The 12,440-nt window shown below is 60.5% G+C and carries 9 protein-coding genes; all 9 read right to left on the reverse strand.

The window, feature by feature from the left end; all coding sequences use genetic code 11:
- The coding region (locus AC07W7_RS14990) for an IS110 family transposase (RefSeq protein WP_495039600.1) at window positions 1-356 on the reverse strand (356 nt) is incomplete at its 3' end.
- Between the two features lie 232 nt (window positions 357-588).
- Window positions 589-2,154: a methyl-accepting chemotaxis protein gene (locus AC07W7_RS14995; protein ID WP_076961249.1), complete on the reverse strand. Its 1,566-nt coding sequence runs from the start codon at window positions 2,152-2,154 to the stop codon at window positions 589-591.
- Between the two features lie 85 nt (window positions 2,155-2,239).
- Entirely contained in the window at window positions 2,240-3,412 is a 1,173-nt protein-coding gene (locus AC07W7_RS15000; protein ID WP_495039601.1) for a glycosyltransferase family 4 protein, read from the reverse strand.
- On the reverse strand, window positions 3,409-4,617 hold the full coding sequence (locus AC07W7_RS15005) for a glycosyltransferase family 4 protein (RefSeq protein WP_236309407.1): 1,209 nt from the start codon (window positions 4,615-4,617) through the stop codon (window positions 3,409-3,411). Before AC07W7_RS15005 ends, AC07W7_RS15000 begins: the two co-directional genes overlap by 4 nt.
- Window positions 4,618-4,648: 31 nt before the next feature.
- A complete protein-coding gene (locus tag AC07W7_RS15010; RefSeq protein ID WP_495039602.1) occupies window positions 4,649-5,461 on the reverse strand; it encodes a hypothetical protein in 813 nt (270 codons plus the stop codon).
- Complete coding sequence (locus tag AC07W7_RS15015; RefSeq protein ID WP_495039603.1) at window positions 5,385-9,017, reverse strand: glycosyltransferase family protein; 3,633 nt, start codon at window positions 9,015-9,017, stop codon at window positions 5,385-5,387. Before AC07W7_RS15015 ends, AC07W7_RS15010 begins: the two co-directional genes overlap by 77 nt.
- Window positions 9,018-9,030: 13 nt before the next feature.
- Window positions 9,031-10,293, reverse strand: a complete 1,263-nt coding sequence (wecC, locus tag AC07W7_RS15020; protein ID WP_495039604.1) for a UDP-N-acetyl-D-mannosamine dehydrogenase — start codon at window positions 10,291-10,293, stop codon at window positions 9,031-9,033.
- Window positions 10,290-11,429 carry a non-hydrolyzing UDP-N-acetylglucosamine 2-epimerase gene (wecB, locus tag AC07W7_RS15025; RefSeq protein WP_076961255.1) on the reverse strand — a complete coding sequence of 380 codons (1,140 nt, stop codon included), beginning with the start codon at window positions 11,427-11,429 and terminating at the stop codon, window positions 10,290-10,292. Before wecB ends, wecC begins: the two co-directional genes overlap by 4 nt.
- A gap of 219 nt (window positions 11,430-11,648) precedes the next feature.
- Window positions 11,649-12,440 carry a CPBP family intramembrane glutamic endopeptidase gene (locus tag AC07W7_RS15030; RefSeq protein ID WP_076961256.1) on the reverse strand — a complete coding sequence of 264 codons (792 nt, stop codon included), beginning with the start codon at window positions 12,438-12,440 and terminating at the stop codon, window positions 11,649-11,651.

A 12,440-nucleotide genomic window follows, 5' to 3' on the forward strand; every position in this document is an offset into this window, starting at 1 on the left:
TCAGGCGAAATGCGTTTTTCACGAGACCCATGAAGAACTTCGGCGAAATCGGCCAGAACAGCCGCATCAATCGGATCAGTTTTAGCCGTCTTGCCCATTGCCACGGCAAAGGCTCTGGCCCGGCGAGGATTGATCCGGAGTACGTTGAAATTTGCCTCCTGAAGCGCTGCCATAACCTGGCGCTCATAGCCTCCCGTAGCTTCAAGCAACACTCGGCCAACCTCGAAGCATCCTAAGCGTTTGATCAGTTCAGCAAAGCCTTCAGAAAGGTTTGAAACCTCAAATCCTTCGCCCTGGGGTTGAACCCAGACAACAAGATTTGATTTGGATATATCGATGCCGACCCAGGAAATCATGGCAAAACCCTCTTACACTCAGGAGTGAGAGCACTCTGGCTTAGCCCACGCTTGTGATTCGAGTGGCGCTCGTTCAACTGTTCGGGCTTATGGGCCAGAGTGGAAAGGTGGATGGCAGCTTTGCTCCCACTCGTGCTTCTAGCACTGCGGACTTACAGCTTGCCATCCACCCCTCTCACCTCAGAGTTTATTCCCAGATCAAGACACAAGCTGGCTTGCCTGCGATAGCGATCTAGCGGTTAAACCGCTCCACCAGCGAATACTGCGTATTGGCCGTATGGGTCAGCTCCTCACTCAACTGCGCCGAGTTCAACGCCTGCTCTGACGTCTGGTCCGCCAACAAGGCAATGGTGCTGATATTGCGGCTGATCTCTTCGGCCACCGAGCTTTGCTCCTCGGTCGCGGCGGCGATCTGGGTGGTCATGTCGGTGATGTGCGCCACCGCCTCGCTGATCCCCACCAGCGCTGCGTCAGCCTCCATCACCCGGGCCACGCCTTCTTCAGCCTGGCGATGCCCGGCATCCATGGTCTGCACGGCGGTGCTGGCGGTCTGTTGCAACTTGGCGATCAGGGCATGGATCTGCCCGGTGGACTCGCTGGTGCGTTGCGCCAGTTGCCGCACTTCATCGGCCACCACCGCAAACCCACGGCCCATCTCACCGGCACGTGCCGCTTCGATGGCGGCGTTCAGGGCCAGCAGGTTGGTCTGGTCGGCAATGCCCTTGATCACATCCACCACACCGCCGATTTCGTCGCTGTCCTTGGCCAGTTGGGTCACGGTGCTCCCGGTCTCCCCGACCACCACCGACAGGCGCTGGATGGCTTCGCGGGTTTCCCCGGCAATGTCGCGGCCACGGCTGGTCAGGCGATTGGCTTCCTGGGTCGCATCGGCCGTGCGCTGTACATGGCTGGCGACTTCCTGGGTGGTGGCGGCCATCTGGTTGACCGCGGTGGCCACCTGTTCGGTCTCCACGCGCTGGCGCTCCAGGCTCGTTGAGCTGTTGTGGGCCAGGGTGTTGGACTGCCGCGCCTGGTCGTTCAGATGCTCGGCGGTGTCCTGCAAACGGGTCAGGCAGGTCTTCAGGCGGGCTTCCTGGCTGAGGATCGACATCTCCAGGCGTGCTTGCGCGCCACGGCTGTCGGTGTACATCTGCGCGATCAGCGGGTCGGAGGTGGTCTGTTCGGCCAGGCGCAGCAGGCGCTTGAGGCCGCGCTGTTGCCAGCTCAAGCCAAGCAGGCCCAGCGGCACCGACAAGGCGGCGGCCAGGGCAAAGCCCCAGTGCGAGTTGAACCAGATGCCGATCAGGAAGCCCAGCTGGCTGACCAGAATAAACGGCAGCCAGTCCTGGAGCACCGGCAGCCATTGGTCGCTGCGTGGGATCGCCGACTTGCCCTGGTTGATCCGCAGGTACAGCGCTTCGGCGCGGCGGATCTGCTCGGCGGTCGGCTTGACCCGTACCGATTCGTAGCCGACCACCTGTTCGCCGTCGAACACCGGGGTCACATAGGCGTTGACCCAGTAGTGATCGCCGGTCTTGCAGCGGTTCTTGACGATGCCCATCCATGGCAAGCCTTGTTTGAGCGTCGCCCACATGTGCCCGAACACGGCCGCCGGCACGTCGGGGTGACGAACCAGGTTGTGTGGGGCGCGCATCAGCTCTTCCCGGGAAAACCCACTGATCTCGACAAACGCGTCGTTGCAGTAAGTGATCACGCCTTTGGCATCGGTCGTGGAGATCAACCTTTGTTGAGCCGGGAAGGTACGTTCGCGCTGGGTAACGGGTTGGTTATTACGCATGATTGATCAATCCGCAAGGCTTTGACGGGTTGTCGGCCGCGGCGGGCTTTTATTTAACTTAATTTTTGCAATAATCGGCGCGGCCTCAGCGGGTGCCCAGGATGTCGATAGCCATACGCTGTTGGATGGTGGTCCGGGCGTAGTCGCGGATGAAGGCCGAGCGGTCGGTGGGCTCCAGTTTCAAGCGGGCCAGGGCGGCGATGGCTGCCTCCAGGTCGGCGGGGGTAAACACCGAAGCGTTGGCGATATGAGTGGTAGCAAAGTGTTTTGGATAGCCGGCCAGGCCTGCCAGGATCGGCTTGCCGGTGGCGGCGTACTCGAACAGTTTGGAGGGGACGACCTTGAGGAACGCCTGGAATGTATTGAGGTGCAAAAAGAGCACATCGGCCTCTTGATAGTCATCAATGAGTTGGGAGCGGGGCCTGGGGGCAATCAGCTCGACATTGGTGATCTGCAGGCGTTGCAGCTCGTCGCGCAGCTTTTGCAGGGTGCCGCCATGGCCAATCACCGAGAAGCAGGCGCTGTCAGCCAGCCTTTGTGCCAGCGGCGGGATGATTTTTTCCAGGCCCTGGCCAGCACCGATATTGCCAGCATAGACAATTTTCAGTCGGTCGGTGGGTGCGCGGGCTGGGCCCTGTGGGAGCGGTGGCTTGAAAAAGGCATCGTCCACGCCATTGGTAAAGGTGGAAAACGTCTTGTGCGGATAGCGCTCGACGAAATAAGCGAGAAACCCCGGTGACACCAGGTTGACCCGCGACGCCTGGTTGATCGTCAGTCGTTCGACCACGGCAAACAGCCGGGCCAGGACCTTGCCCCGGATACCGGGGAAAAGCTCGGGCAACACATCGACGAAAATATCGCGGATATCCAGATAGAGCGCAGTCTTGCGCGTGTGGGCGATAGCGGCGGCCAGGGCGGCGGTCATCAGCCGCGAGGACGAAGCAAGGATCAAGTCGTACGCCTTGCCTTTTATCGCCTGGCGCACCCCACGGGCATAGGCCGTGAACCCCCAGGCCTGATCGCAGAAGTTGTTGGCGTGCCTGGGCAGGGCTATGCGCGTAATACAAAGCCCCGGGCGCTGCGGGTCAGTGCTGTCGGCGGTGTAGGAGGTGGCATAGCGGTTGGGGTGAGTGGTGAGCAAGTCGATCTGCACCTCGCCGCCAGGGTGCGCCAGCAGGGCCTCGACCATCGCTTCGACACGGAAGGCTGCCAGGTCAGGCGGGTAGTAGAAGCTCAAGAGCAGGATACGGGTGGTCATGGATGCCCCCGGCCCTTGCCCGCCAACCGCTGGTACAGCGTCACCAACTCTGCCTCCTGCTGTTCCCAGTTCAAGTATCTGGCGGCAATTCGTGTGTTGCCGGCATACCGGCGGCGTAGCGCGGGATCATTCAGCAGGCGCGTGAGAGCCGTTTGCAGTGGCAGGTCGTCGCCCGCCGGCACCAGCAGCCCGATGTCATGGGTCCTGACAATCCGACGAATTTCCGGGAAGTCCGTGGCGATCACCGGCAGCCCGGCAATCACGTACTCGAACAGTTTGTTGGAGTCGGTGGTGAAGTGGTTCAGGCAGGTGTTTTCGAGGGGCTGTACGCCAATGTCGGCCGATGCGGTGTAGCTGGGTAACTCCGCCAGGGGCACCACCGGGATAAAATGCACGCGTTCAGTCAAGCCCAGTTCATCGCGCAATGTCATCAGCGGTACGCTCAGTTTTCCGCCGCCGATCAGCACGAAGTACGCATTCTGTACGCTGGCTGCTACCCGCAGCAGGCGCTCCAGCCCGCGTCCCTGCTGCAATCCACCCTGATAGACGACGATCGGCCAGGGCTGCAACAGCCCCAGTTCCGCGCGGATCCGTTGTGTCGGCGGGCTGTTGCTGAACCGTGGCCGATTCTGCAGCACCTGCGGGCGGGCAATGGCGTAGGCCCGGGCAAAGAACTTCGCCCGGGCCTGGGTGGTGGTGATGTTGCCGTCAGTCCTGGGCATCAACGTGCGTTCGACCCGCGCCACCCACTGGCGATAGCGCCCGTAACCTTCGCGGCTGGTGCTGAGCTCATGGGCGTCATACACCAGCTTTGCGCCACTGAGCCGGGCGGCGAGCCAGGCACTGGGCAGGGTATTGACGTCATGGGCGTGGATCACGGTTGCGCGATGCCAGGCGATACGCGTTACCAGGCCGATATGGGTCCACAGCCGCGCCACGACGCGCAGGGCGGTCATGGGGTTGCCGGCAGCCGGCGCGCCCGTCGATGGGGGCACCTTGGCGCCGCGCCATCGCCATAGCGGACGGCGGGCTACCCGTATCACCTGGATACCCTCCGTGAGGGTTTCTTTACTACGGGTCACGCCGGGGGTATGCAGCGCGAATACCGTGACGTGATAGCCCGCCGACTGCAATGTCTGGGCCTGTTTCAAGACCCGGGCGTCGTGACGGAATTCGTTCCAGACGATCATGGCAATACGGGGCACGTGAACCCACTCCTGTTCGGGCAGTTGCAAATCAATGGGCCAAAAACAGGGCATTGATTTTGTGTTGGTGGCTTTTCAGATAGATCGCGTCCTCGATCAGCGCCTTGAGCCGGGCAAGACTTTGCCGGACCAGGATCAACGAGATCAGGGCGATATAAATGGGGGCAGGGTTCATGTACAGGAAGTCCATGACCATAAAGGCAAAGGTTCCCAGGAAACCCAGGGAGGACAGGGCATTGAGCAGTGGGTTGTGGTGGCGCTGCACAAGTGAGCGAATGCGCGCTTGGCGATTGTATAAAACGATGAGCAGTGTTGTGGCCACGACAATATAGAGCAGGGCAATGCTCAGTAACGCCGGGTAGATATACAGCAGGGTGCCGAGGGCGGTTGTCACAAAGGTGGCCGCGGACAAACCACGGGTGAACCTGGAAAACACCAGCACTGCCAAGGGTCGCTGATTATTTAAAGGGGCCGGCTTTGGGTGGCGGTTCATCAGTTGGTCGGCGCCCGTTCTTGAATAGCGCGACGCGATGAGTTCCGAGACTAAATACAGGCCGTAAAACACAGCGGTCAACACACTGAGGCCGATAATCAGCCAGGGCTTGCTGAACGCCTTGAATACCGGTGGTAAATACTCGGGTATCGAGTCGGAGCCCAGCAGGATGAGGATTTTGATCGGCAATAAGAACGTGACGATCAATAGGCCTTGTGCGCAGAAGTGTGCGGTATGTGCGGTCAAGGTGGCGGTTGGAGTGACCCGCATGAATTTACGAGCCAATGACATGCACCAACCGAGTGTCGAGAGCAGGATGATCTGTAGGGTCGACGCTTTCTCGATGGTCATTTGCATCTCGTATGAGGTTGAGTTCTGCCCTGGAAATCTGCAGCGTGTCGCTTTGCCTGACCACGCGTTGCCTGGCGTTCAGGGACTTTTCCTGGAAAATGCCCGGGTTCAGGAACAGGCTTTCAATGGCATCGCTCAGTTCGGTGAAACTGTCCGGGGCCGCCAGGAAACCACTGTCGTCATCGACAAATTCCGGTATTGCGCCGACCCGATTGGTGACGGGCACCAGGCCCGAGGCCATTGCCTCGTCGCGGGAAACACCTTGGGTGTCCATGCGGCTGGGGCACAGGAACACCCCATAGTGTTTATGCAGTTCAGCGATTTCGGATTGTTTCAGGTAACCCTTTTCAATCCGTACATTGGGGTATTGGCGCAGGGGGGCCAGTGTTTCCTCAAATAACGGCCCATCGCCGATCAGGCGAAACTCCAGTTCATTGAACCAGGGTTTTTGCGCCAGCAACTGGATGGCCTTGACACTCAGGTCATTGGCATAGGTGCGCGAGACATAGGGGCGGATCGAGAGGATTTTCTTGCGCTGCTCAGGCGGTTTTTCCTGATAGGAAAACAACTGGGTATTGATCGGGTTATGAATGATCCGGTACTGGTTGTTCGGCAGGCGAAAGCCCAGGTCCTCCATGACTTCCTCGGCAAAGTGGCGCGAGACGAAGACCAATTGCAAATTGGCCGGCATGGGGTTCAGCAGCGTGCGCCAGAACGCCAGGCGCCGGTCGCTTTCAAGTTTGCCCAATTGCCGTTGCTCTTCGCTGGCGTAGTTGTGCGCCCGTCGCCACCAGGGCTGGATTTCGGCGCCGTGGACCCAGACGATCATGCGCAGGCTGTGCACATGCAGGCGCAAGACTTCCCACATCTGCGGGTCCAGGAAGTGCACCAGCACCGAGGGGTATTCCCCCGACCCGAGCAGGGTGGCCAGGGCCGCCTGGGCGCCGGTGATGACATCCACATTTTCAAACTCTTGGTAGCTGACCGGCTCATTGGGCCGCAGGCGGAACACATCCACCGCCAGCCCTTGGGCTTGATAGGCGCTCACACGGGTGTGCAAGAAACCGTTGCGGTACAGGTCGTCATAGGCCGGGTAATGGTTGGTCAGCAGCAGGTGCCCGGCCTTGGCCAGCAGGGTCGATGGTTGGGTATCACGATGCTCCAGGACCAATGCCCGGATCGTCGTACTGCCGCCTCCATAAGCGCGTATTCCGAGGCGAACCCAGGCGGTTTCGGGTGGGACATCATAGGTCAGATGGCGATTGGCCGGCTGCATAACGTGGCTGATGCGTTGTTTCTGGGCATCAAGGAACAGGACAACCAACTGAATGTTCAGGCCAGGTGTGGCGTCGAGGTATAGCTTGAGGGGCGTGCTGCGTGTCAGTTGAGCAACGCTCAATTCCTGCCGGGCATAGCAGTACTCGTGCTTACCGTGTGCAAGGGAAGAGCTGATATGCCAGGCATCGGCATCAAGCCGATCTCGTATTTGGCGGTTGCCTATCGGGGTAAACAGTTTTGCCAAGGCCCTAGCGCTGATATGCGGAGCACGGGTACTGGTTACCTGTGCAGGGATGGTTTCTGCCTGATGTTGCAGCGTATCAAGGGTGATACCGCTGTCCATCCTAGGATCGTCCACTGTAGCGCTTACTTGCTGTGTAGGCAGGCCCGCAGCATGTTTGCAGTAGTTGAAGGCATCGGTTGCCAGTGCCTTCGGGTCCCGGTATTCAAGGGATGGCAAGGCATCGAGCCAATCGTGGGCAGCTTGCCCGGTCAGCAATGAGGTTTTGATCAGCGCGCATCGGGCGGCGATGGTGTCGGCACGACGGTAATCTTGCCCAGCGTTTAGCAGGTGGATGCCGTACTCGTCCCCCGCGTACTGCGCCACTTTGCCGAGCACATTGGCCTGGCTGTAGCGCGTGGCCAGGGCCAGGTCCAGCAGGTAATGAGGTCCGTAGTAATCCTCGGCGATCATCCCGCCGACCCAGTCCGCGCCGTTGGCCAACTCAGCCATGCTTGCAGCGTTCAGTTGCTTGCGGCTGATCAGGCGCAAGCGCGGGTCAGTGGAGGTTGCTCTGACGTTCACCACCACATTCATGGTGATATGGGGGTAGTGTTGGCGCTGCAGGTGTCGGGTCAGTGCCAGGAGTTCTGCGTTGTTGACTGCGTTGGCGATGAGGCAAATCGTGGGCAAGGGATTGTCTTGTAGCTTGCCGGTAACTTTGGCCATGACATAGCGCAAACGATGGGTGTAGGTATGTTCCTGCATCACCTTGCGTAGGCCGGCCAGGCGCAGTTTCGCGATGTCCAGGGGGGTATCCTCCAGCATCTTGAGCCGGCTTAGCATGTGTGCGCTGTCGTCGGTGGTGATCACCAAATCCCCCAGTAATAGGCGCAGGCCACGGGAGAAATTGCTGACGGTCAGGGTGTTGGAGCCCAGCAGCTCGAAGACGCGACGGGCAAACATGGATTGGGATTGTTTGACCGAGTTGAGATTGATGCCGTAGCGGTAGCCTTTGTAGGCTAGGGACATTTGGTCGGCACTCAGCGATCCCACGATGTAGGGCTGATACTCGTTTGGAAATTGATAGTTTGCGTGCTGGCGGCTGAGGTTACGATCAAAGATCTCCAATGGTCGAAAGCCGGGCAGTGCACTGAAAATATTCTCCAGATCGCGGATCCGAGCGGGATAACGGACGTAGTAGGAGCCGGCAAAGCAGAACCCGTCCTTGCGTTCATACAGCTCAATTGGGTTGTGCACTGCCGGCTGGCAGGCAAAGGGCAGCAAGTAGACGCGGTCGTGTCCCAGTGCGCCTTTATAGCGGTGAATGCAGTCGATATCAGTGGTGAATACAAAGTCGAATTGCTTGGCCGTGTTCAGGAAGGTTTCGTAGTGTACGGGGTCCTCCTTGTTCCAGAACACCGTAGGCACATCGTGCTCCCTGCACCACTGCAAGGCCCCGCGTAGCTCTTCACAGTTGTGGCCCACCTTGTTGCGCCACAAGTCATCCTGGCCGCGCCATGCCGACTCGATAAACAGTAGTTCGGGTTGGAACGCTTCGAGTTCCGCCAGGTAGTGGGCCGGGGTCAGTTGTAGCAACTGGCATTCGTGGCGGTAGGCGTCGTAGGTAAATGTGTCCATCACACAGGCCATTCTTAATGGCTTGGCATTGTCCTGGGCGGCTGGTAACAGATGGCGCTGGACATACTCGGCCTCTGCCAGCGGGCGGGGTGCGGGTGTCGCTATAACTGGAGCCGTGGCAGGCAGCGACTGCCGCATACGCTCAACCTTTGTGGGAGCGGTAATCGGGCGGTTCCTGCGGGTTTGCCGGTACAGATTGAACAAGGTCGCCGGCAGGCGCAGTAATGCACCCAGCGAGCGAGTGCCGGTCTTCAACTGGTAGCCCAATTGATAGGTGAGGCTGGCACGCGTCTTGATCAGCCGCTGTTCGGCCAGGTGGCGCTTGGCGTTGGCACTGTGCAGGTGGTCGTTGAGCGTGGCGATTTGCTCACGGGCCTGGGCCAGTTGTTTGCGTAAAGAGCGTTCCATCGCATTCATTCTCGGTATTTCCTCAAGCCGCCAGCACACCGCCAGCATCAATCACCAGGAGGTCATCGCGCAGGGCGGGCATTGACATGAATTCGCGGTGCCTGACCAGCAAGACATGAATCTGCGCCCGCTCAAGGGCGTCGGCGGCATCGGTCAGCGCGTGCATCGACAGGTCGGCGGGCAACGCCTCGATATTCGGCTCCACCAGCAGCAGCTTGACCCCCAGCTCCTGGCCTAGCTGCCGGGCGATACACAGGGCGGGGCTCTCGCGCAGGTCATCGATATCGGCCTTGAATGCCAGGCCATAGCAGGCAATCTGCACACTCCCTGCCGACAGGTCCGTGCGCTTGAGCAGCAGGGTGGCCAACGCCAGCTTGACCTGCTGGATCACCCACTGCGGCTTGTAGTCATTGACCTCACGTGCGGTGCGGATCAACCGCGCCAGTTCCGGGGCCTGGCTGACAATAAACCACGGGTCGACGGCAATGCAGTGCCCACCGACCCCCGGACCTGGCTGGAGTATGTTCACCCGCGGGTGATGGTTGGCCAGGCGAATCAGCTCCCAGGGGTTGATCTTCAACGGTGCGCAGATCATGGAAAGCTCATTGGCGAAGGCGATATTGACGTCGCGAAAGCTGTTTTCCGTGAGCTTGCACATCTCGGCCGTGCGCGCGTCGGTCACCAGGCATTGCCCCTCGACGAACGTCTGGTACAGCTGTGCGGCGGCGGCAGAACAGGCCGGCGTCAGGCCGCCGATGATCCGGTCGTTGCTCACCAGCTCGCGCAGTACATGGTCTGGCAACACGCGCTCCGGGCAATGGGCAACCCGGATATCGCTGGCTTCGCCGTGGGTCGCCGGAAAGCTCAGGTCGGGGCGCGCCCGGGCGAGCCACTGGGCCATGCGTTCGGTGGTGCCTACTGGCGAGGTGGATTCGAGGATGACCAGGTCGCGTTTTTTCAGCGCGGGGGCCAGGGCTTCGGCGGCGGCCCTGATGTAGCTCAGGTCGGGCTCATGCTGGTCCTTGAACGGGGTGGGGACGGCGATCAGGAACGCCTGCGCAGGTTCCACCGTGGTGGTTGCCCGCAGGTAGCCTTGGGTGATCACCGCGTGAACCAGTTGCTCCAGCTCGGGCTCGACAATATGCACGGCCCCGCGATTGATGATATCCACGGTGTGCGGGTTGATATCCACGCCGATCACCTGTTTTTTGCGCGAGGCAAAAATGGCGGCCGTGGGCAGGCCGATGTAGCCAAGGCCAATGACGCAAATCTGCTCGACACTCATGCGGCGGCTTCGTTTTTTTGGGGAAAGTCCAGCAGTGCTGCGCGGATACGCAGGCAAGCATTGCCATCGCCATAAGGGTTATGGGCAATGCTCATGGTTCGATAGGCGGCCTGGTTGTTGAGCAACATATTGAGGTGCTGGGTAATGCGCATGACATCGGTGCCCACCAGCTTGACGGTCCCCGCCTCGACCGCTTCGGGGCGCTCGGTGGTATCGCGCATCACCAGCACCGGCTTGCCCAGGGCGGGCGCTTCTTCCTGGATGCCGCCCGAATCGGTGAGGATCAGGTAGGCACGGGTCATCAGGTACACGAAGGGCAGGTAATCCTGAGGGGCAATCAGGTACACATTGTCGATCCCGGCCAACAGGCGTTTTACGGGCTGCTGCACATTGGGGTTCGGGTGCACCGGGTAGACAAAGGCCACCTCTGGAAAGTAGCGGGCGCTGTCAGCCAGGGCCCGGCAGATTCGCTCCAGGCCCTCGCCAAAGTTCTCGCGGCGATGGCCGGTCACCAGCACCATGCGTTGTTTTGGGGGCAGGAAGGAAAACTGCCGATCAAACCTGGCGCGCATTGGCACCAGTTTTTCCACGGCACTGAGCAGTGCATCAATCACGGTGTTACCGGTGACATGAATGTTTTGCGGGGCCACCCCCTCATTGAGCAGGTTCTGCCGCGACGTCTGTGTGGGCGCAAAGTGGAGGGTCGCCAGGCTGCCGGTCAGGCGCCGATTGCCTTCCTCCGGCCAGGGCGAATACAGGTCGTTGGTGCGCAGCCCGGCTTCGATGTGCGCAATCGGGATTTGCCGGTAATAGGCCGCCAGGCTGGCGGCGAAGGTGGTGGCGGTGTCGCCATGGACCAGGATCACATCCGGCTTGAAGTCGTCCAGCACCGCCTGCAGCCCCTGGATGATGGCGGTGGTCACATCCGGCAGGTTCTGCGCGGCTTTCATGATGTTCAGGTCGTAGTCAGGCACCAGCTCAAACAGCTCAAGCACCGGGTCCAGCATTTCGCGATGCTGCGCGGTGACGCAGATTTTCGAGTCGAAATGGGGGTCGTTTGCCAGTTGGATGGCCAGCGGCGCCATTTTTATGGCCTCTGGACGGGTACCGAAGATGGACAGGGTCTTGAGAGGCATGGGCATGGGTTCTTATTCGGTGCCTGGTGTAAAGGCGTGGGTTCCCTCAACACAGTCCCAGCACGTGAAGCCTGTGCTGGTTGGGTGAGTGCGAAAGCGCCTGGGCATTCTTGCCGAATAGGGTGATGGGCGACCACTGACCGTTCGGTTAGGTTTTTTGGCGGCCGAAAACGCAAAAGCCGCCCGAAGGCGGCCGTAGGGTCCAGGAAGAGGGTCGGTTCAGCCCGCCAGCATCGGGTAGGTAAACAAGCCGAAATGCAGCAGGTTCAAGCCAAAGTGCGTGGCAATCGCGGCGCCCAGGCCACCGAATCGATACGCCAGGCCATACCCCGCGCCGGCGATACTGGCCAGCAGCACCCACTGCCAGCCCGCGCCCACATGCACCAGGCCAAACAGCAGCGAGGCCAGCAGCAAAGCGAGGTTTTCGCCATAGGGCAACTGTTGGAAACGCCGGCTCAGGCCGCCCTGGATATAGCCGCGAAACAGCGCCTCTTCAACCAGGGTCACCAACAACAGGTTGTTCAACACCCAGAGCCAGGCCTGGTCCGGCCATTTGGGGGCCCAACTGATCATGCCCAGCAGCACTGCCCCGCCAAGGGCGGCGAGGGTGGTCAGGGTCAAGGCCAGCGCCGTGGCGTAGATCGACAGGCGCAACGGGCGGCGGGCGACGATCCACGGGCAGGCCAGCAGCAGCCAGAAGCCGATCAGCGGCTTGTCCTGGTTCAGGTACAGCGAGAAGGGCACGGCATCGGCCGTGAAGCGCTGCGGGTCGATCCCGCGCCCGTTGTAGAAACCCGGCAGCCAGTGCATTGCCAGGCCCAGGGCCAGGACGATGAACAGGCCGTGGCCGAGGTAGCGCGCCCAGGGGATGTGTTGCTGGCGCACGGCATAACCGGCCACCAGTAATAGGCCGATGGATACCAGGGCCAGTAACCCCAGTTGCCCGTAGGCCAGGGCCAATCCATAGCCAATGGAAAGAAGGGCCAGGTATAGCCAGGGTAAAGCGAACAT

This window comes from Pseudomonas sp. GW821-FHT01D09, assembly GCF_059422465.1.